We start from the raw sequence: 24636 nt of genomic DNA, 5'->3' as shown, positions 1-24636 counted from the left end.
GACATCATATAATCGATCAACACATGTTGATAAACGCGGCATCTCACCTGACGTAAATAACGTCAGGCTACATTATGTTCTTAACGGCTCGCCTGCAGTCGCTGAAGGTGGGCCTTAAATTCATAAATGTCGCGATCTAAAGCATTAGCACTTACATAAAGATCGTAACCCAACAGCTCCCGCATTTGCTCCATTCGCTTGCCAAAAACGCCAATCAAGCCTTTATACACTTTGCCATTAGGTGATATGTAGCTATCCGGTATGTCAAAATAGGGCGTATAGTCTTCTCTATCTGGCGCTTGGTGTCTTAGCGCCATAGTCAGTAGCTGGCGCTGTTCAAACAGTAATGTGGATGCTAGTCGAGGCGATATTTCGTCTAACACTTCTTCTACGTTATGCAGTCTGAAACCTAAAAATGGGGCGTCTTCCAATTCAAGCACACGATTAACTCTGGGGACATCAAAGCGAATGATGTTTTCCCAGCGAATGTGCCATTCTCCGCGGCGATGCAGGTACTGAATACCTTCTGGGGTAATCACCAATGAGATTGGGGGCTCTATAAGCTTACCAATCCCAAGCAGCATAAAGATCCCGGAGGCAGCGCCGAGTACCACGGAAACGCCAACGGGGATATCCTCCCGAATCAAATGCAAAAACACCAATAGCGCGAGTATAAATAGCGCAATTCCGCAAAAACTGATCGCGTTACGTCTTGCTTGTGGGCTTACCGTAAATTGCATCGCGTTCCTTTATCGCTACAAAGAGGTTTCTGTAGCCTGACGTTATTTACGTCAGGTGAGGTTTTGAATTCATAGGCTAATCATGGTTCACCATCGTACCTGATGCAATAGCGTCGGGCTACAAAAGGTTGTATCAGGCAAAAACACGCCGGAGAATTTGGCGGGTAAAGTCCTTTTTCAGATAAAAACCACGGGGACGAACTTTTATCATTGTGCCGTCGGGGCCAATAGCGTCGGTCAGAACAGACCCATCGGCCGCTTTCGGTCGTATTTGCATGACTTCGCCCTGGCGCGCGGTAATACTCTCCACTTGACCTAAGGCAATGCGATCCATGTGCTCCTCCCAATCTTCACGAAGTAAGCCCTCTTCTTCCGTGTTCGGCGCCCACAGAAAGGCGCTGCCCACGACTCGCTCGGGAACCGGTACGTCACGACGCCCATCAATAGGCAGCCAAAGCACATGCTGAAGTTTATTTCGTACGTTTGAAGTGGCCCATTGCACCCCTTCAATGTTCGTTAGCGGGGCGCTGCAGACAAACGTGGTTTCTAACGGCTCGCCTTCGGGCGTTACCGGCAGTGTTTTTAGCTCAATTCCTAATTCCGGAAAGTCCTGGGTTGGTTTAGAACCGGCGGTAGCACCAAGGTGCAGCTCCAGCAGCTGGCCAACCCAACCTTTGTCGCGGCGTAGGTTTTTTGGAGCGGTTAACCCCACTTGCTCGGCGAGTTCTGAAAAGCGTTTTCCTGCCAGTGCAGCGGCGCGCTCGAACAATTCGTCAATGGAGGTGGGTCGAGAAGGCTTGTCTGTCATGTCGTAAATCTGCGCAAATCCAAAATGAGTATTTGCCCGAAACCGGGCTTTATGGAAGAATCCACTGTAACAGAGAATAATTGAGGATGCTCGCGTGATAGATGCTGAAGGATTCCGACCCAACGTAGGAATCGTCATCTGTAACGGGCATGGGCAGGTATTTTGGGCTCGTCGAATTAACCAGCAGAGCTGGCAGTTTCCACAAGGAGGCATTCACGACGGCGAGACGCCTGAGCAGGCAATGTACCGAGAACTTTATGAAGAAGTCGGTTTAAAACCTGAGCAGGTCGAAATTCTGTACACCAGCCGTCACTGGTTGCGTTATCGGTTGCCTAAACGACTGATTCGACGTGAACAACGGCCCATGTGTGTTGGACAAAAACAAAAGTGGTTTTTACTGCGCCTGAAATGTCGAGAAGAAGACGTCGATGTTTTGCATTCAGGTCATCCTGAGTTCGATGGCTGGCGTTGGGTAAGCTATTGGTACCCGGTTAGACAGGTCGTTTCTTTTAAGCGCGATGTCTACCGTCGGGTCATGAAAGAATTTGCCTCGCATGCTATGCCATTTCGTTCGTCTGGAGGACGTCACCACCGACGTAGAAGATAATGATGTTAGTCACACTGCAAAGAATTGTTGAAGGCGTGAATAAGGCGCCTGACTTTAACATGGCACTCAATACCATGGTCGGTCAGGTACGCGAAGCGCTAGAAACAGACAGTTGCAGTGTGTTTATCGCTGACAACGATCAACGTCAGTTTGTGATGGCCGCCAGCGATGGCTTGCGGACAGAGGACGGTTCGGCTATCCGCGTCGATTTCGGTGAAGGCATCATCAGTCTCGCTGCACAGCGGGAAGAGCCTTTGAATATTGCTGATGCCAGTCAGCATCCCGCCAATAAGAAGTTGGTCGACACCAACGAAAACATCTATCGCGGCCTATTGGCGGCACCGATTATTCATCGCAGAAAGGTGCTGGGTATCGTTGTGGTTCACCAAAGCGTTGCTCGTCAGTTTACCCGCGAAGAAGAGGCTTTCATTGTTACTCTGGCGGCGCAGTTGGCGGTGGTTATTGCTCACGCTGATGCCAAAGGTCTTTTGGCCAGCGACCACTCGCCGTGGATTCATAGCCTCCGCGGACTTCCGGGGTCTCCTGGTGTTGCTGTTGGCGATGCTTACGTGTCCCGACCGGAAGCGAGACTGGATGAAGTCACTCCTAAGCGCTCTGATAAGCCTGTTCATGAAATTCGTAAGTTTCGTCAGGCCGTTGCGCGCACACGAGCCGACTTAAAAGAGTTATCAAGGCGCATGGCGGGTCAGGTACCCGATGACACACTCGCTATTTTCGACGTATATCAAGGTATGCTCGATGCCGCCAGTTTAGGGGACGCTGTCGAGAATATGATCAAAGAGGGCTGGAGAGCCCAAACGGCGTTAAAGCACGTAGTAGAACAGTTTGTTTCCCAGTTTGAAGCGCTGGAGGACTCGTATTTAAAAGAGCGCGCGACCGATGTCCGGGATATTGGTCAGCGTGTACTCATGCACTTGCAGAATCGTCAACGTAGGCGTCAGCAACTGCCAGAGAGCTTCATTCTGGTGGCGGACGAAGTAACGGCCTCTATGCTGGCTGAACTCCCACAAGATCATATTGACGGTATTATTTCACTGAACGGTTCCAGTAACTCGCATGCCGCTATCATGGCTCGCAGCATGGGCATTCCGGCCGTGTTAGGTATTGATGATATCGATTTGCACTTTTTCTCCGACCGTCAACTGGCCGTCGATGGCTACACCGGTGAAGTGTATATTGACCCACCGCCACAAGTTCTCAGCCAGTTTCATCAGTTGGCGGAAGAGGAGCAAGAGCTCAAAGATATCGTCTCTGAACACAGCCACTTACCGGCTGAAACGCAAGACGGCCAGCGGGTGAGCCTGCACTTGAATCTTGGTTTAGATGTCGCTCATGATTATCTACAAACTCTGAATATTGACGGTGTAGGGCTGTACCGTTCAGAAATTCCGTTCATGATGCGCGACCAGCTTCCGACAGAAGATGAGCAAACGGAAATGTACCAGGAGGTACTTGAGCAGTTTCCCGACCGGCCTGTCGTGATGCGAACGTTAGACGTCGGCGGTGACAAGCCGTTACCTTATTTCCCGCTGCAGGAAGACAACCCTTTCCTTGGCTGGCGCGGTATTCGCTTAACGCTCGACCATCCTGAAATTTTTCTGATACAAATTCGGGCAATGCTAAGGGCGAGTATTGGCAAGAGTAATTTACGAATTTTACTGCCGATGATAACCAGCACCAGTGAAGTCGACGAAGCCTCACGGCTGATTAAGCAGGCCTACTTTGAAGTTGCAGAAGAGCAAGGCTGTGAGGTTGGCGTGAACTTATTTCAGCCACAGCTGGGTGTGATGATTGAGGTGCCAGCGGCTATTTATCAGTTACCGGCAATGGCCAGCAAAGTCGACTTTTTCTCAGTGGGCAGCAATGACCTAACACAATATTTGTTAGCCGTTGACCGAAATAACCGCCGCGTAGCGCATTTATATGACGCTTACCATCCCGCGGTATTGGCAAGCTTAGATGAAATAGCCCGGCGTTGTGAAGACTTGGGTAAACCTGTCAGTGTTTGTGGCGAATTAGCCGGTGACCCGGGCGGCGCCTTACTCTTGGTTGCAATGGGATACCGGCAGCTAAGTATGAACAGTTACAACGTGGACAGAGTACGGTGGATTCTTCGCAACGTGCGCTCAAGTACGCTTAACGTGATGCTGGCAAAAGCGTTGCAAGCGCGTAATCCAGAGCAAATACGCAGTATGATAGCGGATAAAATGGAAAGCATGGGGCTTGGCGGCTTTGTGCGGGCAGGGAAGTAATTATGTTATTAAGCACCTGGCTTTTATGTTTGGGCGGCGGAACGGTTGCGGGCTTGCTGGCCGGTATGCTCGGTATTGGTGGTGGCTTGGTTATTGTACCACTGCTTATTTACTTATTACCTATAATCGGTGTGCCGCCTGAGTTGGTTGTACCCTCAGCTATTGCGACCAGTTTGGCGACCGTTTGTATGACAACGGCGAGTGCATCGCGCTCTCACGCGAAGCACGGTTTAATGGAAAAGTTTTGGTTAATACGTGTACTGCCGGGATTATCGATAGGGGCAATGACCGGCGCGTATCTGGTAACTGTAATTGATCCCGACTGGCTGAAACGCATTTTCTCCATCGTGTTAATTGCGTTGGCGGCTCGCATGGTTATGCCTCAAAAAACAGGCGAGCCTATGACGTCGGTATCCAAGCGGTTAGTGGCTCTGGGAAGCTATATTATTGGTACCATATCGGGGCTGGTTGGTATTGGTGGTGGTGCGTTGACTGTACCATTTCTAACGAAAATGCGATTGCCGGTGCGCCAGGCTATCGCAATATCGTCGCTCGGTAGCTTTATTATTGGTTGCAGTTCCGTCGTCATGTTTATCGCGAACGGTTGGCTGTCTGGTAAAGCCACCGGCGCTTTCGGGTTAATACACGTACCCGCTTGGATAGGTATTTCAGTTGCGTCAGTTTTAATGGCACCACTAGGAGCCAAGCTGGCTCATAAATTACCGGTTAAGCAGTTGCAACGCGTGTTTGCGGCCTTTTTAATTATTGTTGCCGTGCAACTCATTTTTAAATAGAACAAGGGAGTGTCCGCAGTGCCTTCGAACGAATACTGGCAGTTTCCAGCGATAGATCCAGTTGCCTTTAGCATTGGTCCTATTGATGTGCATTGGTATGGAATCAGTTACCTCGTTGCGTTTGCTTTTGCTTATTTTTGGGGTGTCCGTCAAACCAAAACAAGTGAAAACTGGAACAAAGAACAGTTTAGTGACTTATTGTTCTGGTGCTTCATTGGCGTCTTTGTCGGTGGTCGCGTTGGCTACACCTTGTTTTACCATTTCGACTACTTTTTAGCTGACCCGCTATATATATTCTATGTCCATGAAGGCGGTATGTCGTTTCACGGGGGATTACTCGGTGTGATTACGGCTATGTACCTCTATGCGAAAAAGAAAAAGCGCGATTTCCTGCAAGTGGGGGATTTTGTGGCACCGCTAGTGCCTATGGGCTTATTCTTCGGGCGTATCGGTAATTTTATTAATGGCGAGCTCTGGGGCCGTGCAGCAGAAGTGCCCTGGGCGATGTACTTCCCCAGCGGGGGGCCGGTGGCACGTCATCCGTCTCAGCTATATGAAGCACTGTTAGAAGGCTTGCTGCTGTTCTTGCTTATTTTGTGGTTCCAACGCAAACCTCGCGGCACGGGTGCAGTAAGTGGATTATTCCTGCTGGGCTACGGTATTGCCCGCTTTATTGTCGAATTCTTCCGCGAGCCAGACGCGCATTTAGGTTTATTGTCACTCGGAATGTCCATGGGGCAATGGCTGACCCTTCCAATGATTATTCTGGGCATCATTCTGATGGTTCGCGCAAAGCGTCAAGCGGAGGTGTAGCCTGACGTTATTACGTCAGGTGAGATACCGCCGGTCACATAAAAGTCAGGCTACAACATCTATTATTTGAACATGATTTCAACGGCCAAAATCTCACCTGATGCAATAGCATCAGGCTACAGCATCAGGTACGATAGATAACATTACGCACAACAAAATTCACATAAAAAATGAAACAATATTTAGAACTGTGCCAACGCATTGTCGACGAAGGTGTTTGGGTTAAAAACGAACGTACAGGCATTAACTGCCTAACGGTTATAAACGCCGACTTAGAGTACGATGTAGCCAACAACCAATTCCCGCTCATTACCACTCGCAAAAGTTATTATAAGTCAGCTATTGCTGAGCTTTTAGGGTATTTACGCGGCTACGACAATGCGGCCCAGTTTCGTGATATTGGCTGCAAAACTTGGGATGCCAATGCCAATGAAAACCAGGCTTGGCTGAACAATCCGAACCGCAAAGGCGAAGATGACATGGGCCGGGTTTATGGAGTACAGGGTCGCTCTTGGCAAAAGCCTGACGGAAGCCATTTAGATCAGCTGAAAAAAGTAGTTAATAACCTGTCAAAAGGCATTGATGACCGCGGTGAAATAGTGACCTTCTATAATCCCGGCGAATTTGAATTGGGCTGTTTGCGGCCTTGTATGCATACTCACACCTTTTCGTTGTTAGGTGACACACTTTATTTAACCTCGTATCAGCGTAGTTGCGATGTACCCTTGGGGCTTAATTTCAATCAAATTCAGTGCTTCGTTCTGTTAGCTCTGGTCGCACAAATTACCGGGCACAAACCGGGTAAGGCCTACCATAAGATAGTGAACGCTCACATTTATGAAAACCAGTTAGAGTTAATGCGTGATGTCCAGCTAAAACGTGAGCCTTTTCCATCGCCTCAGTTGCACATTAACCCTGAGATAAAGTCGTTAGAAGACATTGAAACCTGGGTCAGCAAAGACGATTTCACCGTCAGCGGTTATCAGTGCCACGAACCCATTAAATACCCATTCGCCGTGTAGCCTGATGCTATTGCATCAGGTGAGGTATCTCCGTAACGTACCAATGGCGTCAGGTTACACCGTCCCTCGGAACCTGACGTAAATAACATCAGGCTACGATGTGTAGTGAGGTATCGCCGTAAGGCACCAATGGCATCAGGCTACTGCCTAAGCTAGAATAGGGGTATTCGATAACGGGCGGGAATCTCAATCTATGACGCTAAAAGTCACGCTGTGCGATGACTCGAAAATGGCGCGGAAACAGCTGTTACGCACGCTGCCGAGCGACTGGGATGCTGAAGTGCACCAGGCGGAGCACGGTGAGCAAGCGCTCACTTGTGTGCGTGAAGGGCGTGCTGAAATCCTGTTTCTGGATTTGAACATGCCGGTAAAAGACGGCTACGAAACCCTGCAGGCCATTAAAGAAGAGCAACTGGAAACCTTGGTTATTGTCGTGTCGGGTGACATACAGCCTGAGGCGCAAAAGCGCGTACAGTCATTAGGTGCCATGGCCTTTGTTAAAAAGCCGATGAAAGCCGAAGACGTACAAACTTTGTTGCAGCAATTCGGCCTTTACCAGCCTGCCGGCGGGCAATTGAAAGTTGCCGACCAGCAAACACAGGCACCGGCTAATCCGCTGGATGTGTACCGCGAGGTCTCAAACGTTGCCATGGGGCAGGCGGGTGACCATTTAGCCCGTGTACTGGACACGTTCATTGAATTGCCGGTGCCTAATGTTAACTTTATTGCGCCTTCTGAGCTGCACATGGCGATTGAGTCCATCGACGCTAAGCAACAAGTGGCGGCCGTCAGTCAGGGATTTTCCGGCAGCGGTATTTTAGGTGAGGCACTAACGCTCTTTAACGAAGCGGCCATTGACGACATTGGTCAGTTGTTAGGCGCAAAACTCGGTGAGAGTGGTTCGGTAAAGCAACAGCGTATTGAATCATTAATGGACGTGGCGTCTATTTTATCGTCTGCCTGCTTAAATGGCTTAGGTCAGCAGTTGCATGTCGAATTTGCGGCATCGCAGCCGGTGTTATTGGGCGAAAACCAGTCCATGCAGGAGCTGCTAAAACACGGTGAAAAGCGCTGGCAGAAAATTCTTGCCATAGAAATAGGCTATCAACTGCCCGAGCATAAGCTGGCATTTGACCTGTTGTTGTTGTTCCCGGCTGACGCTGTAAAAATTCTCGACCAGCAGCTGGCACACTGGCTTCAGGGGGACGAAGAATGATAGACGATATGGACGAACTGCACAGCAAGCTGAGTATTCTGGGCGCCATTGACGTCGGTATTGTGGTGGTCGATAACGACAACAATATCCAGATGTGGAACGAGTTTATGCAGAACCACAGTGGTCTGCGCCCCAGCGAAGTGCGCGAAAAAAATTTGTTTCGCTGCTGTCCCGGTATCGACCAGGCTTGGTTCCAGCGGAAAATTGACCGGGTGCGGCAGCTAAACTCGCGAGTGTTTATTACCTGGCAGCAGCGACCTTATGTGTTTCGTTTTCGCCACAGCCGCCCCATAAGCGGGCAGAGCGAGTGGATGTATCAAAACGTCACCCTAATTCCGCTTAAGAATCCGCGTGGTGAAGTGCATCAGGTGGGCATTATTATTTACGATGTGAGCGAACAACCCAGTCATGAGTGAAGTATCGGATCCGCGCTTCGGTGGTGTCAGCCGTGTTTACGGACAACAAACGTTAAACCATTTTCAGCAGTTACATATTGTGGTCGCCGGGCTTGGCGGCGTTGGGTCGTGGGCAGTAGAAGCACTGGCGCGAACCGGCATTGGCAAGCTCACGCTCATTGACTTAGACGACGTGTGCACCACTAACATTAACCGTCAGTTACCGGCCACCGATGACACTATTGGGCAGCTCAAAACCGAGGTGCTGGCACAACGGGTAAAAAGTATTAATCCCAACTGCGAAGTAAAAGTCATTGATGACTTTTTGCTGCCCGAGAATTTCGAAGAGTACTTAGCCGGCGCCAATGCGGTGCTGGACGCCATAGATAGTGTGAACACCAAGGCTGCGCTGGTGGCCTGGTGTAAACGGCGCAAGCTACGCCTGGTGGTGTGCGGCGGTGCTGGTGGGCAAATAGACCCGGGCATGATCCGTGTTGGCGACTTAGCTAAAGCCAAGCAGGACCCGTTACTGGCTAAAGTACGCTCACAACTGCGTCGCGACTATGGCTTTTCCAAAAACCCCAAGCGTAAGTGGGGCGTCGACTGCGTGTACTCCGAAGAACAACTGCGTTATCCGGTTATTTCCGGTGAGCTAGAAGGGGAAGTCACCCTTCAGAAACCAGGCTCCGGCTCCATGCGCATGGATTGCAGCTCCGGCTTTGGCGCCGCCATGGTGGTCACTTGCAGCTTCGCCATGCAAGCTACCGCAACGCTTTTGAAGCGGTTGACATCCAATAACTGACATTTTGCGTGATATAGGTTGCAAAAATAGATTTTTTTATCTATTTTGAGTGTAATATCACTCAATTTTAGGTGTCTCATGAATAGTCTAACGGTACAGGCTTACCTGCAAAACCAGTGGCAGGACATAGCTATGTTAACTTTTACTGAACGAGCTGGGCAGAATGAGCCCGATGTGCAAGTTCAGTATAAAACGGGTTACGCTATTGAGCACCTGGAGCAGGATGATCACCATGCTGTTTCCTTAAACCATCCCGTACAGCTTTATTTCGATGACGACGATCAACCCGGTTGGCTTCGCTTTCTTGATGATATTATTCCAAGTGGTGCAGCTCGACGGTTTTGGGTGGATCAGCTTGAAATACCCAACTTGCCACTAAGCCAACAAAATTTGGTTTTATTAGAAAAAGCCGCAATTGCACCTGTTGGACATTTGAGAGTAAAAGAAGCTGTCGAAAACCAGCAGGAAACTATAGACCCTCCTCAGTTTAGAGTCAGCGACGTTGTAGAAAGAAACGCGAGTTTTCTTGAGTATGCTCATCAGCGAGGAGCCATTGCCGGGGGAGCAACCGGTGCAGGAGGTGAAGCGCCAAAATTATTGCTGCGATGCAACAATAATGACGAGGTTTGGATAGATACCTTTCAAGACGGAACTAATATTCAGGACGCATTTTATCTGGTGAAGTTTCCCCGAGGTCAACGAAAGCAAATTGATTGCGATATCCTGCGCGCGGAATATCACTTTTATTGCGAGCTTGAGCAAATGGGAGTGAGCGCCATAGCAACCGAACAGATGAGGCTTGAAGAAGGAGATAACTTTCCGTCACTTTGGCTTCCGCGTTTCGATGTTGAAGTTGTTAATGGCGTGGTTGCTCGCAAGGCAATGGAGTCTGTCTACTCTATTTTAAAAAGAGCCCCCGGTGTACGCCTTCGTCATGCCGATGTAATACGTGAGTTAGTTCGCAAAATTGAAAACTCATACACGGTGAAAGAACAGGGAGCTTATTTTAATGTAGAGGCGTTCGTAACCGAATGGGTACGGAGGGATTTATTGAATATTGCTTTTGGTAACTCGGATAATCACGGTCGCAATACGGCATTTTTCAGAGATGAAGGCGGCATAAAGCTCACTCCAATTTATGATTTTGCGCCGATGCGAGCTGACCCCGAAGGAGTGCCAAGATCAACTGTTTGGGGAGAGCCAATGGAAAGTGGCGGCGAATATAACTTTGGAGCCATCTGCGAGGAGCTTTCTGACTTAATCAAACCTGAACAATTGCTCAGTGACCTGAATACAACGGCTGAGCAATTTATTGGCTTGGAAAGCAGATTAAGGGAGCGGGGCGTTCCAGACAGTATTATGACCATGCCCAAAGTCGGGCTGGCTAATATTCCAGAAAAACTGAAACGCTGGGGGCTGCTATGAGTAAGAGTAACCAGCTTAGCGGTGAAGAGCGAGAAGCTCTTATTGAACGTATTGCGCTACAACTATTACAGGGTGAAATAAGCCAGGGACAAGCGCTGCAGGAGTTCAGAAAGAAAATTACAGGGCTGAATCAAAGCGATTATGCCAAGCTCACAAGAACTTCCCGAAAGACCGTTTCAGAAGTTGAAAATGATCTAGGCAATTATTCCAGCGACATAATTAATCGACTGTTTAAGCCCTTTGGGTTAAAAGTCGGCCTGGTTCCGGCATCCGCTCGGTTAAAGCGCCGAACATTGCGTACGTAGCTTCAGGGTTTTGGCGACCTGGTATAGGCCGTTGCTGCGCGAGGGGCTCAGGGCGTTGTCTAAACCTTCTTCGCGGTAAAAGGCGTCCATGTCAAAGGCTGCTATTTCCGCGACCGAACAACCGTCCAGCCGTTGTTGCAACATCGCGAGTAGACCGCGCACAACGCGTGACTCGGAGTCGAAACGAATAACCACCGATTCTGGGTTCGAGGTATCCAGCCACAGCCATACCTTTGCCTCGCAGCCACCCACCAAATGATCGTCATCACGACATTCGGACGGATATTCTGCTAGACTTCTAGCCTGTTGCACTAGTTGACGAAAAAGCTGTTCCCAGCTGGCCATGTAAACTCTCCCTTACGGCAATAGAGTTTTATTCTCCCACAACTTGTGAGATCGACGCCAGTTTAGGATAATGGAAGCATAATAAACACCAACATTAAGAACATTCCAGCAAAAGGAAGTACAACATGAAGATACTCGTCGCGGTTAAGCGCGTCATTGACTACAACGTCAAAGTTCGTGTGAAACCAGATCAGTCCGATGTCGATTTGGCGAACGTCAAAATGGCACTCAACCCATTTTGCGAAATAGCAGTAGAAGAAGCTGTGCGTTTAAAAGAAGCCGGTACTGCTGATGAAGTTGTGGTTGTGTCAATTGGACCTAAAGCTGTTCAGGAACAACTTCGCACGGCCTTAGCACTTGGCGCTGACCGTGCTATTCAGGTTGAAACCGATGACATGCCGGATTCTTTATCTGCTGCGAAAATTCTCAAAGGCGTGGTAGAGAAAGAAGGGCCGGACATGGTCATTCTGGGTAAGCAGTCTATCGACTCAGACAACAACCAAACCGGTCAAATGCTGGGCGCCTTAACCGGCATGCCGCAGGGCACTTTCGCGTCTAAAGTCGAAATGGGTGACGGCTTTGTTAATGTCACTCGCGAAATTGATGGCGGTCTGCAAACGGTTAAATTGAACCTGCCGGCTATTGTTACCACCGACTTGCGTCTGAACGAACCGCGTTACGCGTCACTGCCAAACATTATGAAGGCCAAGCGTAAGCCGTTAGAAACAACAACACCAGACGAGCTGGACGTGGAAGTAAAACGCACTATTAAGCTGCTGAAAGTCGAGCCGCCTGCAGAGCGCAGTGCGGGTGTGAAAGTTGCCGATGTTGACGAGCTGGTAGACAAACTGAAGAACGAGGCCAAAGTATTATGAGCATCTTAGTAGTAGCAGAACACGACAATAACGCCGTTGATCCTTCAACGCTGAAAACGTTAGCCGCTGCCCAGAAAATCGGTGGCGATATTCATGTGCTGGTTGCTGGTAAAGGCTGCTCAACTGTTGCTGAGAACGTGTCTAAAGCGGGCGGCGTGAAGAAAGCGATTTTGGCCGATAACGAAGCTTACGAGCACCAGTTGGCTGAAAACATCAGTGAGTTGGTCGCAGAGTTAGGCAAAGACTACAGTCACATCCTGGCACCAGCGACCACGACCGGTAAAAACTTTATGCCGCGCGTTGCTGCTTTGCTGGACGTAGCGCAAGTATCCGACATTATCGCGGTAGAAAGCGACGACACTTTCAAGCGTCCAATCTATGCCGGTAACGCTATTGCTACCGTGCAGTCAGAAGACAAAATCAAAGTCATTACTGTCCGTGCAACTGCATTTGACGCGGTAGCAGCAGAAGGTGGTAGTGGTGATGTTGAGAGCATCGATTCAGTGTTTAACAACGACAAATCTGAGTTTGTTGGTGAGCAACTGGCTGACTCTGAGCGTCCAGACCTGACAGCAGCGGAAATCGTTATTTCTGGTGGTCGTGGCATGCAAAACGGCGAAAACTTCCATATGCTGGAAGACATTGCCGACAAACTAGGGGCGGCGGTAGGCGCATCACGTGCGGCCGTTGACGCTGGCTTTGTCCCTAACGACATGCAGGTTGGCCAGACCGGTAAAATTGTTGCTCCACAGCTTTATGTGGCGGTCGGTATCAGTGGTGCTATCCAGCACTTAGCCGGTATGAAAGACTCCAAAGTCATTGTTGCTATCAACAAAGACGAAGAAGCACCTATCTTCCAGGTTGCGGATTACGGTTTGGTAGCCGACTTATTTGATGTTCTTCCTGAACTCAAAGAAAAGTTATAAAACACTTTTGAAGACTCGTTACCAGCGTCAATTTAGACGCTGGTAACGACATTTTCCCGCACTTTTTCCAACAACTTGTTATCTTTTCGTGTTCATACACTTGCATATTTTTAACTCATCGGACATGATTCATCTATAACCGCCAAACAAGTTTAAAGGATTAGGTGGCTCACAATGAAAAGAAGAACAACTATGCTAAAAAAACTTCCTCTGGCTACGGCCATTGCACTGAGCTTTGCGGCTACAGGCCAGGCTGCTGACTTCGAAGTCGGCGACTATGAAATTAAATTCGACTCTATTCTGTCCTACGGTGCGTCATGGCGTATGGAAGATCAGGCCAACCACCTGATTCATCCAGGCAACCGCGCAGGCGGAACCGCAGGCTCAAGTGTCGGTGATGACGGCAACTTGAACTTTGACAAAGGCGACTTGGTATCATCGGTATTTAAAGGTGTACACGACTTGAGCATTGACGGTGGTAGCCACGGTGCTTTTGTACGCTTTAACTACTGGTACGATTATGTGATTTCTGAAGAAGAAATGTCGCATGGTCATACAGCAAATTTGTATTACCCAAATACAACGTTAAGAGACGACGCCTTTGATGATTATTCACAAGGTCACGGTGTTGAGCTGTTGGATGCGTTTGTTTATGCCAACTTTGACCTGGGTGATATGCCGACAAGTGTTCGTGTCGGGCGTCAGGTATTAAGCTGGGGTGAAAGCACTTTCGTTTTCAACGGTATTAACGACATTAACCCGTTAGATGTTAACGCCGCACGTCGTCCAGGTGCTGAAATTAAAGAAGCATTGCTGCCGGTTGGTATGATAAGCGCCAACATCGGCTTAACCGACGTAATGAACTTTGAAGCCTTCTATCAATATGAGTGGGATAACACCAAGCTAGATGGCTGTGGTACTTATTTCTCAAGCGTTGATATTATTGGTGGTCCAGGCTGTGGTTTAGTAACACTGAACCCAACCATCGGTAATGGTATTGCATTGAGTGACCGTCAGTCTATTGAAGCTGGCGCTTATATTGGAAGCAACCCGCGCATTGAAGCCTCTGACAGTGGTCAGTGGGGTGCAAACTTACGCTACTACTCAATGGATCTGGGTGCTGAGTTTGGTGTTTACTACCTAAACCTGCACAACAACACGCCAATTATTTCTGCGTATAACTGGACTGTTGATCCTCGCCCTTATCAAGAAGCGGCTGGAGCAGCTGGTCAAGCACCAGGTTATGCATGGTCAACGCCAAACGGCTACCCGATTGATGGCCCACGCTTGGTACTGGAATACCCGGAAGACACTGAGGTTTATGGTTTAAGCTTTAGCACAAACCTCGGTATGTGGTCCGTGTCTGGTGAGTACAGCTACCGTGACGGTATGCCGGTACAAATCAACACCACTGAAATTTTGACCGCTGGCTTACGTCCTAACACGCCAAGCACATTTGCTGATCGTGTGGACAATACAGAGCTGGGCGGCTTAGCTAATGGCTATGATCGTTTAGACGTGAGCCAGGCGCAGGTCAGCTTTGTACGCTTCTTTGACCGCTTCTTAGGTTCCGATCGTATGACCTTTGTCGGTGAAGTGGCCATGAACAGTGTTCACGACATGCCGGGCATTCAAGAACAACGCTACGGTCGTTTACCGTTATTTGGTAAGTGCTTAACAGAGCAGGACGCTGGCCCAATGGCAAATGGCAACTGCGAAGGTTTTGTGACTTCAACATCCTGGGGTTACCGCACGCGCTTCCAGTTTGAATATTCAAACGTATGGCAAGGCTGGGGCTTAAACCCAACCGTTCAGTTTAACCATGACGTGAATGGTTATTCGCCAAACAGTAACTTTATTGAAGACCGCAAATCACTGGGTCTGAATTTAATGGCTGACTACCTGTCAACCTATAAAGTGACTCTTGGCTATACCATGTATTCAGACAGCGACTTAGACCCGTTAGCTGACCGTGACTTTGCGTCCGTTAGCTTCTCATACGCGTTCTAATACATTGATTCATGTTTTGAATCGCGATAAAACCGTCTCTATGAGGCGGTTTTTTTATGTCCGTATGCGAATGTAGCCTGACGTTACCTACGTCAGGTGTAATGTCTGGGGAGAACAACAATGAAGAAGTGGATAATTGCAGCAGCGGCTCTGGCCGTATCAGGTGCCGCAGCGGCTCAGGAAAAACTGGAGTTAGAAGACGTATTCACTCTGGAATACGCATCGTCACCGACCATTCACCCAAGTGGCGAGTGGAGCGTATTTGTCCGTCAGTCTATGGACATACAAAACGACCGTAAAGTAGGGCGCTTATGGAGTGTCTTACCTGACGGTGATATTCGTCCGTTAACCGGCGAGCAAGGAAGTGAAAGCCAGCCAGTGTGGTCGCCAGATGGTAAGCGGTTAGCCTATGTATCAACAGAAACAGGCAGCCCGCAAATCCATATCTATTGGGTCGACTCGGGTGAAAGCGCCGCCATTACTCAGTTAACCACAGCACCTTCTGGTTTAAGTTGGTCGCCCGATGGCACTCAAATAGCGTTTTCAATGTTTACGCCAAAGCCTGAATCTGCTCCGGTCAGTTTGCCGGGTAAACCCGAGGGGGCCAACTGGACCACACCACCAAAATATATTGATAAAGACAATTATCGCTATGACGGCGGCGGCTACGCAGAAGACGGCCACCAACAAATTTATGTGATACCGGCCACTGGTGGATCTCCACGTCAATTAACGGAAGACCAATTTAACCATGGTGGTAACTTGGCCTGGTCTGCAGATGGAAAGCATATTTTCTTCTCAGCGAATCGTCGCGAAGACGCGTTTCGCCATCCGGTCAACAGTGAAATTTACCGGTTAACGGTTGCTAGTAAAGACATTCTGGCCGTCACAGACAGAAACGGTCCGGACGGTTCACCTAAAGTGTCACCAAACGGAGAGAAAATCGCTTACACCGGCTATGACGATGAGAAAATGAGCTACCAGATCACCAAGCTCTACGTCATGAACACCGACGGGTCTGACATAAAAACATTGACGCCAGACTTAGACCGCAGTGTATCGGGCTTTGCCTGGGACTCTGACAGCGAGGGCATTTATTTTACCTACGACGACAACGGCATCGGGCAGTTGGCCCGCACAAACTTAAGCGGCAAACACACACATTTGACTGACCGCGTGGGAGGTCTGTCTTACAGTCGACCTTACGGTGGCGGCGACTTTAGCGTTGCGAACAATGACAACATTGCCTTCACTATTTCAAACCCAATGCGCCCGGCGGAATTGGCGTTATGGAAAGGCGGTAACGTACAACAAATGACTCGCTTGAACGAAGATGCGTTGGGACATAAGCAGCTCGCAAAAGTAGAAGAAATTCGTTACAAGTCGAGTGTGGATGGCAAAGACTTGCAAGGCTGGATTGCGTACCCTCCGAACTTCGACAAAGACAAAGACTACCCATTGATGTTGGAAATTCATGGCGGTCCGCACACCAACTATGGGCCGCGTTTTGCTGCGGAAATACAGCTCTTCGCAGCGGCAGGGTATGTGGTGCTCTATACGAACCCGCGAGGCAGCACCAGCTACGGTGCTGACTTTGCCAATGAAATTCATCACAACTACCCAAGCGACGATTACAACGACTTGATGGATGGCGTTGATGCCGTTTTAGAAAAAGGCTTCATTGACGAAGATGAGTTGTTTGTTACCGGCGGAAGTGGCGGCGGCGTCTTAACCGCCTGGATTGTTGGTCATACTGATCGCTTCAAGGCAGCTGTTGTCGCTAAGCCGGTTATTAACTGGTACAGCTTCGTGTTAACCGCTGATATGTATAACTTTTTCTATCAATATTGGTTCCCGGGTCTTCCCTGGAATAACATGGAGCACTACATGGAGCGCTCGCCAATCAGTTACGTGGGTAACGTCACAACGCCAACCATGCTATTAACCGGTGAGAATGACTACAGAACCCCCATGTCGGAAACCGAGCAGTACTATCAGGCGTTAAAGCTGAAAGGCGTCGACACCGCAATGGTACGTATTCAGGACTCAGGTCACGGCATTTATGCAAGACCAAGCAACCTGATGAACAAAGTTGCTTATATCTTGCATTGGTTTGAGAAGTATAAGGACAAAGAAGACTAAGGTCTCTGTCTTCTTTTGTGGTAACGGCGGTTCTGCCAGAAGAACCGCCATTGCTCTTTCAAACGAACCCATCCCCGGCGTTTTGCTTCGTGTCTATTGGCGACACTAAAAATATCACTTTCGTGCGTGTGGCTGTTATCCACAGTGTAAGGAAGTAAGCCCAGAACGTGAGCGCCAGTTTCCCATTGCCACTGCATATCAACATCGACCGGCCGAAAAAACGGTGTGCGAGACAGCATTTTCTTTGCACCTTGTCGGCTTATTAAATAGCCGCAAGCGCCCATCGGGGGCTTTTCATAATCGACCAGTGTGAAATCACCAAAGGCATCGAGCGGAGTCGACGCTTTGGGTTTGAAGGGTTGAGCTAATTTAATAATGTCCCAATTCGCGTATTTGCTATTCGCTATGTCGGCCACCGCATCATGCAACTTGGCAAACGCTGGACTCAGAACAATATCGTCTTCAAGAACAATGGCGGCTGGATGGTCACTGTCCAGGAGCTTTTTCCAGGCCTTTCGGTGGCTCATATAGCAGGCAATTTCCCCCTGCGTTAAATCATAATTGTAGCGCTCAACATTGAGTTTATGGCTATACACGGCGTTGACTTCGGCAGTAGAAGTCGCTCGTCCGTCAACAGCAGGAACGCGCTCATAATCGAGACCGAGCTCTCGCATCGAATCATCAACATCCTTCAGACGATGGGGAGAGCGGTCGAGATTAATTAAAAATAGGGGCAAAAATGACATATTATCGCTCAGATTTCTCGACATCATCCCCGCGCTTACGTCTGTAGGCACGCTCATAAAGCTTCGCTTCTGTGAGGAAAAAGTGAAAAGCATCAATATTGGCTTTAATGAAACCTCGCCAGCCGGCTAAAAACATGCGGCGTATAAAGTAGAACTTGATGAACATCAGCGGGAATATCAGTAATACCCGAGCTAAGCTGCAGTGACGACCTCTTTCTTCCCGCTGTTTTGCCTTCAGCAGCGAATATTTGTTCAGCTTATCCATGTAGCCATGTGCGGAGTCGTAGCCGTAATGCTTAACATCAATGGGCAAATGGGTCAGAGGGGGCTCCACTTCTATGTGCTCATGGACTTTTGTCGATGTATTCCAGTGAGACTTAGACTTTCGGTAAACTCGGCGAAAACGATGGTGGCGATGCCCAGGCAGAGAGTGCCCCATAAAGATATCGTCGTGCGCTAAATAGATACCATTAATGTCACCCTTCGCAATGCGATGTTGAATGGTTTCAAAGGCGCCATCCGGCAACACTTCGTCACCATCTAAGTTGATGACCCAGTCGTTTTTGCATTGCTCTAGAGCAAAGGCTTTTTGTTTTGCATAGCCTAGCCATTCCTGATGAATAATTCTCGCACCATGTTTTTCGGCAATGTCGAGCGTATCGTCGGTGGAGCCTGAGTCGACTAGTACTACCTCGTCGGCGCCTTTGACACTGCTGAGAACTTCATCTAAATGACGACCCTCATTGAGTGTTATTAAGTAAACACTTACTTTCGGTAAGCTATTTTGCTCTGCCATAGTAAACCTTGAAATCATTCAGTTGAGAAGCGGGATCATATCGTTTTATTATACAAAGGTGTAGCCCAACCAAAGGAATCGACAATGCCCTGGAGCGACTTACTCGCCGAAGAAAAACAAAAGCCGTATTTCAAAGAGCTGTGGCAACGCGTAGAGCAGGCGCGTCAGCAGAGCGTTGTTTATCCACCCAAAGAAGAGGTGTTCAATGCGCTGAAGCTGACCGAGCCTGAGCAGGTGAAAGTGGTTATTCTTGGGCAGGACCCATATCACGGGCCAGGTCAGGCGCATGGGCTGAGTTTTTCGGTGAAAGAAGGTGTTAAATTCCCTCCGTCGCTTCGCAATATGTTTAAGGCAATTGCTCTGGATTACCCCAACACCGTATTACCTCAGCATGGCGACTTGACAGGATGGGCAGAGCAGGGCGTGTTGCTATTAAATACGGTGCTCACAGTCGAACAAGGGAATGCGCACAGTCACGCCAGCTGGGGCTGGGAAACCTTTACCGATACGGTGATAAAAAAAGTGTCTGAAGCAACAGAGCACGTGGTGTTTTTGCTGTGGGGCTCACATGCGCAGAAAAAAATTCCGCTAATTGATGGCACTAAACATTACATTCTGACCGCACCGCATCCGTCACCTTTGTCAGCGCATCGCGGCTTTTTTGATGCAAACCACTTCAAAAAAGCCAACGATTATTTGCAGCAACATGGCCGACAGCCCATAAAATGGGCGTAATACGTATTTTTATTTAACGATATCTATCCATACCAGGCGGTGGTCAGAAGAAGCTTTGCGCTTTTTCATCATATCAGCGCCTGGTTCGCCGTTAATCGGCCAGAACACGCCCGCGTTTTTAACCACTAAGTCGCCAGACGGTAGCGCGTAGTCAACACGCTTGCGCCATGCGGCAGTATGAAATTGCGAACCATCAATATCAGGAGAGTGCAGTTTGCCTCCCTGACTTTGAGGCTTCACATCGTTCACGCGAGGATGCTCCAATAACTGCTCAATGGCGCCATCGACACCACCTGCGCCTGCCTGTGCATTCATATCCCCCAGAATAACAAAACTGGCGTCTTCACTAAGCCCGCCACGCACGCCATTATCGTCATACAGGTAGTTGTCACGACCAGGTGTTAAGTAGTCAGCAAATAAACGAATTTCATCGTAGTTGCGCATACCGTTACGGTTTTCAGGTCCGTCAAAAACCGGCGGCACTGGGTGAGCCGCTAGTAGATGAATGACACGATCGCCTATTTTTACCGGCACATCCCAGTGCGACTTAGAGCTGAGAGGGAACTGCGCCATTGCTTCGTCAGAAAACCAAGGCTCAGAAGTCGGTTGCTTGTCGGCGTTATGAACATAAGGAATATGACGACCGGGCATATCTTTCCATAAAAAGTGCTGGAAAGTACGCGCGTTGTCGGCCATTAAAGGATACTTTGACAAAATCACCATCCCATACTGGCCTGGGTACCAGCCAAAGGCCCAGGCATCATCACCCGAACCCGTCGCTTCACCATCGCGGTTTAAGTCAAAAGGAGAGGGCACGCCTGTATTAACCGGAGCGGTATAAGCATAAGGATACTCAATGACAGCCTGACCATTTTGCGAGACTTCTAAATAGTCACTGCGAAAAACATCAATACCAACGGCTTTATCGATGTAATCAAATTCGTTCAGCAAGACTACATCGGGGCGCACACGCTGCAATATTTCAGCAATACCGCGAACTTGTTCATTGTTGGCCTGAAGAACGTCAGGAAGCGGGGAACGTTCTAAAGTGGGCAGAGTCTCTTCTGCCAAATAGTTAGAAGCATCCATACTGACATTAAAGGTTGCAATACGAACCGTCTCTGGTTCGCCTTTGCCCGAACCCGCTAATGCAGAAAAAGAAGTGACCATAAAAAGTACAAATGTTGAATATATTGAAAACCGCATAAAGCCCATGGGAATGCCTGTTTGAGAAACGCCTAAGACAATTAAGAAGAATAAAGGTTCCCAAAGCGCTAGGCAAGCGCGAATATTTTGATTAAAATATGTCACATATCTGACACATAAATGTCTTAGAAGCGTAATGAACCAAGCGGTATTCCCAACAGCTCCGACCACCAACCACAGTCTCGAGACTTATCAAGTCATGAGCTTTCCTGTGATGAATCAGCTGTTATGCCGTGGGGCATCCTCGAATAATAAACGAGCTTCTTACTTTTGTTCTCTTCATTATTCGCTCCTCCCTCTCTTTAACGCTTTCGCTTCGTCAAATTTTTCTATTTTCTTTCACAGAATTGTCACAAATAAGCTATACCCTTATCTGTGCTTAAAAACCCAAAACCAAAACCGGGAAGAACAAAACTATGTTTAACTCTACTTTCAAGCGTACAGCTCTTGCGGCTGCGTTGGCTGCTGTATTCTCTGGCACCGTTTATGCTCAGGACACAGCTTCGGCAATGCGAGGCAGTGTTGTTGGTCCTCAAGGAAATGGTGCCGGCGGCACTGAAGTTGTCATCCGCCATGTGCCGTCTGGCTCAACGGTAACTGTGACGACTGATGAAGACGGTAACTTTGTTGCCAATGGTCTTCGTGTTGGTGGTCCTTACCAAGTTGTCTTAGATTCTGACGTCTATCGTGACGCGGCTTATCAAGACATTTATTTACAGCTTGGCTCAACTTACCGTTTAAACGCTCAATTAGAAGCGGACGAAATGGAGCGCTTACAAGTAAGTGGTTCAGCAATCAATTACGCTAGCTTAAACCGTGGCTCTGGTAGCTCGTTTGGCGAAGAGCAAATTGAGAAGCAACCGACTTATGGTAGAGACTTAAAAGACGTTTTGAGACTTAACCCATTAGCGACTCAAATCGGTGATGGCAGTGAGTTGACGGTTGCAGGTAACAACCCTAAATATAACTCAATCACAGTTGACGGCATTGGTCAGAATGATGATTTTGGTTTGAATAATAACGGTTACCCAACCCAACGTTCTCCAATTTCAATTGATGCAATTGAACAAGTGTCCATCGATGTTGTTCCTTTCAGCGTTAAAGATAGTAACTTTACCGGTGCGAAAATAAATGCGGTAACCAAATCGGGTACCAACGAATTCAAAGGCTCGGTATTTTACCAATATGCCAGCGACAGCTTGGCAGGAGACCCGGAGCCAAACCGTTATTACCCTGACTCAACTGCCCCTGAGTTAGATTATGAAGAGAAAACGAAAGGTTTTGGTCTTGGTGGACCTATCATTGAAGATACTCTTTTCTTCTACGTAAACTATGAAAAGACTGAAGAGCCACAGCCAGTTGCGCGTGGTCCTGAAGGTTCAACGGCGTCGAACTTTGCAAACGTCAGTGCTTCCGATGTTCAGACTATTCAGGACATCGCTCGTGAAGTTTATCAGGTAGAGCCAGGTGACTGGAATATCAACCCGGTAGAAGAAGATGAGAAAGTTCTTGCTAAAATTGACTGGAACATCAATAACGATCACCGTTTAGCGGTAACTTACCAGTCGACTGAAGGACAGCAAACCAGAAATAATGGTGGGAGTACAGGTACGTTAACTCTGAGCTCAAACTGGTACTCAAATACTCAAGAGTTAAAAGCATACTCTGCACAGTTGTACTCTAACTGGACCTCAGACTTCTCAACTGAAATAAAGCTATCTAAAAAAGAAGTCGACAACGGTCGTGTTCCTTTACTGGGCAAAAACTATGGTCAAGCTCGTATCGAAACGGGTGAAGCAGCCGTATATATCGGTCCAGATTATTCTAGCCAAGCGAATGAATTGCAAAATGACACCACTCAGTTCCAGTTTAATGCTGAATACTTGAAGGGTGATCACCTGATTCAGGCTGGTTACGACTACACTAGCGTTGATGTTTACAACTTATTCGCTGAAGCAACTCTGGGTGCCTGGGAATTTGACTCAATTGAAGACTTCCGTAATCAAGTGGCTTCTGGCTTTGAATACAAAAACCACCCGTCAGGTAATGTAGATAACGTTGCGGCGATATTCACTCAAGGCACTCATTCTATTTACTTACAAGATACCTGGACGCCAACTTGGGATCTGGAAATTACCTACGGTGTTCGTTACGAGCAAATTTTTGCTGATGATCAGCCTCGTTTGAATGACCGTTTTGTTCAGCGTTACCAGTTTGCTAACACTGAGAACCTGGATGGCGTTGATATTATCTTGCCTCGTGTCGGGTTTAAGTGGAACTTTGCTGACGATATGACCCTTCGCGGTGGTGTTGGTAAATACAGCGGTGGTCGACCTAATGTATGGATATCAAACGCTTATACTAACGATGGTATCGGTGCAGTCAACTTTGATCCGAGCTCTGTAGATTCATCTGTTTACTTAGAAAATGTTGATTTAGCTAATGTTCCTCAGGAAGTTGTTGATTCATTAGTGGCAGGTGACGGCATCGTCACACCAATCGACCCTAACTTCGAGTTACCATCTGAGTGGCGTTCTAGTTTAGCTATTGACTGGAACGGTGCTGACTTAGGCTACTTAGGTGAAGACTGGTTCTTAAGTGCTGAATTCATCTATGGTAAGAAGCAGGATGATGTAGCCTGGACTGATTTAAGTCGTCGCACCTTATTAGATGAAAATGGTAACCCAGTTACTACCTCGGCTGGTCGACCAATTTATGTGGCAGATGACCCGCTAGATAACCATGTTCCGTCTGAGATTGGTGACGACAACGGCATCTCTCGCTACGACCTGATGCTGACTAACGGACGTTCTGGTGATAGCAAAATATTGACGTTGACCGCAGGTAAAGCCTGGGATAACGGTCTTAGCTTTAATACTAGCTATACTCACCAAGACGTGACTGAAGCATTTGCTGGTGGCTCATCAACGGCTTGGTCAAACTACCGTTACACGCCAACAGTTGATGCCGAAAATGTTCTTGTAAACACGGCAGGCTATGAAGTCGAGCACCGTTTTGTGGCTAACCTAAGTTACACCACTCAGTTAATGGACGGTTATGACTCAAGCTTTACGTTATTCTGGGAGAGATACTCAGGACGTCCATATAGCTACGTATTGGATACTTATGGTAACTCCGTCTTCGGTGACGCAGGAAACTTAGCTCGTCCTCGTTATCTGCCATATATTCCGACTGGTCCGGATGACAGTAATGTAGAGTATACTGATGGCTTAACTTATGAGCAGTTACTGCCGTTACTACAAGAAGCTGGTTTAGACCAATACGCAGGTGGCTTCGCGCCAATGAATGAATTCCGTGGTCCTTGGAATACAACTCTAGACTTTAACTATACTCAAGAGTTACCAGGATTTATGGATGAGCATAAGTTTACTTTGTTCTTTGATGTAAGAAACATTCTTGCGTTAATCGATGAAGATTCTGCTCAGCAGCACTACCTGTTTAATGGTAGCCCAACAACTCAATTCGTTAAGGGTGATATTAATCCTGAAACGGGTAATGTTGTCTATGGTCGCCCATACGCTGGTTATGATACGTCAGCACCGACATCATACTTACCAGAGCGTTCAACTTGGCAGGCGAAGATAGGTATCCGTTATACCTTCTAAGCTCTGCGCTGTAACCTGACATTATTACG

Annotated in this window: 22 protein-coding genes; 16 read left to right on the top strand and 6 right to left on the bottom strand. The window is 48.2% G+C overall.

Annotated features, from left to right (window positions below; all coding sequences use genetic code 11):
* Positions 1-80: 80 nt before the first annotated feature.
* On the bottom strand, positions 81-740 hold the full coding sequence (locus EST55_RS04780) for a DUF2982 domain-containing protein (RefSeq protein ID WP_100690754.1): 660 nt from the start codon (positions 738-740) through the stop codon (positions 81-83).
* Between the two features lie 133 nt (positions 741-873).
* Positions 874-1548: a DNA mismatch repair endonuclease MutH gene (gene mutH / locus EST55_RS04775; RefSeq protein WP_129496691.1), complete on the bottom strand. Its 675-nt coding sequence runs from the start codon at positions 1546-1548 to the stop codon at positions 874-876.
* 94 nt (positions 1549-1642) lie between these two features.
* Here mutH and rppH point away from each other — a divergent pair, with 94 nt between their 5' ends.
* The 10 genes from rppH to EST55_RS04725 all read left to right on the top strand — a co-directional run bounded on the left by rppH (position 1643) and on the right by EST55_RS04725 (position 11200).
* Positions 1643-2155, top strand: coding sequence for an RNA pyrophosphohydrolase (gene rppH / locus EST55_RS04770; RefSeq protein ID WP_088768834.1), 513 nt, complete (start codon positions 1643-1645; stop codon positions 2153-2155).
* Between the two features lie 2 nt (positions 2156-2157).
* Positions 2158-4428, top strand: a complete 2271-nt coding sequence (gene ptsP, locus EST55_RS04765; RefSeq protein WP_205702581.1) for a phosphoenolpyruvate--protein phosphotransferase — start codon at positions 2158-2160, stop codon at positions 4426-4428.
* A gap of 2 nt (positions 4429-4430) precedes the next feature.
* Positions 4431-5222: a sulfite exporter TauE/SafE family protein gene (locus EST55_RS04760; protein ID WP_129496689.1), complete on the top strand. Its 792-nt coding sequence runs from the start codon at positions 4431-4433 to the stop codon at positions 5220-5222.
* A gap of 18 nt (positions 5223-5240) precedes the next feature.
* On the top strand, positions 5241-6035 hold the full coding sequence (lgt, locus tag EST55_RS04755; RefSeq protein ID WP_129496688.1) for a prolipoprotein diacylglyceryl transferase: 795 nt from the start codon (positions 5241-5243) through the stop codon (positions 6033-6035).
* Between the two features lie 170 nt (positions 6036-6205).
* Positions 6206-7057 (top strand): thymidylate synthase, encoded by an 852-nt coding sequence (locus tag EST55_RS04750; RefSeq protein ID WP_129496687.1) that lies wholly within the window; start codon positions 6206-6208, stop codon positions 7055-7057.
* Positions 7058-7250: 193 nt separating this feature from the next.
* Entirely contained in the window at positions 7251-8273 is a 1023-nt protein-coding gene (locus EST55_RS04745) for a response regulator (RefSeq protein ID WP_129496686.1), read from the top strand.
* Positions 8270-8689: a PAS domain-containing protein gene (locus EST55_RS04740; RefSeq protein WP_129496685.1), complete on the top strand. Its 420-nt coding sequence runs from the start codon at positions 8270-8272 to the stop codon at positions 8687-8689. The genes EST55_RS04745 and EST55_RS04740 overlap by 4 nt, the downstream gene beginning before the upstream one ends.
* Complete coding sequence (tcdA, locus tag EST55_RS04735; RefSeq protein WP_129496684.1) at positions 8682-9470, top strand: tRNA cyclic N6-threonylcarbamoyladenosine(37) synthase TcdA; 789 nt, start codon at positions 8682-8684, stop codon at positions 9468-9470. The genes EST55_RS04740 and tcdA overlap by 8 nt, the downstream gene beginning before the upstream one ends.
* 78 nt (positions 9471-9548) lie before the next feature.
* The gene (locus EST55_RS04730; protein ID WP_129496683.1) at positions 9549-10895 is read left to right on the top strand and encodes a HipA domain-containing protein; all 1347 of its coding nucleotides are present in this window, start codon (positions 9549-9551) and stop codon (positions 10893-10895) included.
* Positions 10892-11200 carry a helix-turn-helix transcriptional regulator gene (locus EST55_RS04725; protein WP_129496682.1) on the top strand — a complete coding sequence of 103 codons (309 nt, stop codon included), beginning with the start codon at positions 10892-10894 and terminating at the stop codon, positions 11198-11200. Before EST55_RS04730 ends, EST55_RS04725 begins: the two co-directional genes overlap by 4 nt.
* Here the strand turns inward: EST55_RS04725 and EST55_RS04720 are convergent.
* Positions 11174-11545, bottom strand: coding sequence for a SufE family protein (locus tag EST55_RS04720; protein WP_129496681.1), 372 nt, complete (start codon positions 11543-11545; stop codon positions 11174-11176). The two genes, EST55_RS04725 and EST55_RS04720, sit on opposite strands and share 27 nt — an antisense overlap.
* 125 nt (positions 11546-11670) lie before the next feature.
* Here EST55_RS04720 and EST55_RS04715 point away from each other — a divergent pair, with 125 nt between their 5' ends.
* From EST55_RS04715 to EST55_RS04700, 4 genes are all read left to right on the top strand, one after another.
* Complete coding sequence (locus EST55_RS04715) at positions 11671-12420, top strand: electron transfer flavoprotein subunit beta/FixA family protein (protein ID WP_088768825.1); 750 nt, start codon at positions 11671-11673, stop codon at positions 12418-12420.
* On the top strand, positions 12417-13346 hold the full coding sequence (locus EST55_RS04710) for an FAD-binding protein (protein WP_100690744.1): 930 nt from the start codon (positions 12417-12419) through the stop codon (positions 13344-13346). The genes EST55_RS04715 and EST55_RS04710 overlap by 4 nt, the downstream gene beginning before the upstream one ends.
* Before the next feature lie 192 nt (positions 13347-13538).
* Entirely contained in the window at positions 13539-15356 is a 1818-nt protein-coding gene (locus EST55_RS04705) for a DUF1302 domain-containing protein (RefSeq protein WP_129496680.1), read from the top strand.
* Between the two features lie 120 nt (positions 15357-15476).
* A complete protein-coding gene (locus EST55_RS04700; RefSeq protein WP_129496679.1) occupies positions 15477-17498 on the top strand; it encodes a S9 family peptidase in 2022 nt (673 codons plus the stop codon).
* On the opposite strand, the gene EST55_RS04695 is transcribed toward EST55_RS04700, so the two are convergent.
* Both EST55_RS04695 and EST55_RS04690 read right to left on the bottom strand, forming a co-directional pair.
* Positions 17495-18244, bottom strand: a complete 750-nt coding sequence (locus EST55_RS04695; RefSeq protein WP_164976525.1) for a glycosyltransferase family 25 protein — start codon at positions 18242-18244, stop codon at positions 17495-17497. The two genes, EST55_RS04700 and EST55_RS04695, sit on opposite strands and share 4 nt — an antisense overlap.
* Before the next feature lies 1 nt (position 18245).
* The gene (locus EST55_RS04690; protein ID WP_157803472.1) at positions 18246-19040 is read right to left on the bottom strand and encodes a glycosyltransferase family 2 protein; all 795 of its coding nucleotides are present in this window, start codon (positions 19038-19040) and stop codon (positions 18246-18248) included.
* An 84-nt stretch (positions 19041-19124) separates the two neighbouring features.
* Between EST55_RS04690 and ung the strand changes: the two genes are divergently transcribed.
* The gene (ung, locus tag EST55_RS04685) at positions 19125-19775 is read left to right on the top strand and encodes a uracil-DNA glycosylase (RefSeq protein WP_129496677.1); all 651 of its coding nucleotides are present in this window, start codon (positions 19125-19127) and stop codon (positions 19773-19775) included.
* 9 nt (positions 19776-19784) lie between these two features.
* Here ung and EST55_RS04680 read toward each other — a convergent pair whose 3' ends face one another.
* Positions 19785-20945, bottom strand: a complete 1161-nt coding sequence (locus EST55_RS04680; protein ID WP_232709832.1) for an endonuclease/exonuclease/phosphatase family protein — start codon at positions 20943-20945, stop codon at positions 19785-19787.
* 452 nt (positions 20946-21397) lie between these two features.
* Between EST55_RS04680 and EST55_RS04675 the strand changes: the two genes are divergently transcribed.
* Positions 21398-24607, top strand: coding sequence for a TonB-dependent receptor (locus EST55_RS04675; RefSeq protein WP_129496676.1), 3210 nt, complete (start codon positions 21398-21400; stop codon positions 24605-24607).
* Positions 24608-24636 lie beyond the last annotated feature (29 nt).

This window comes from Idiomarina sp. 29L (assembly GCF_004123135.1).
In the GTDB taxonomy this organism is placed as follows: Bacteria; Pseudomonadota; Gammaproteobacteria; order Enterobacterales; family Alteromonadaceae; genus Idiomarina.
Note: the sequence above shows the minus strand (reverse complement) of the source record. Positions and strands in the feature narration are given on the sequence as shown.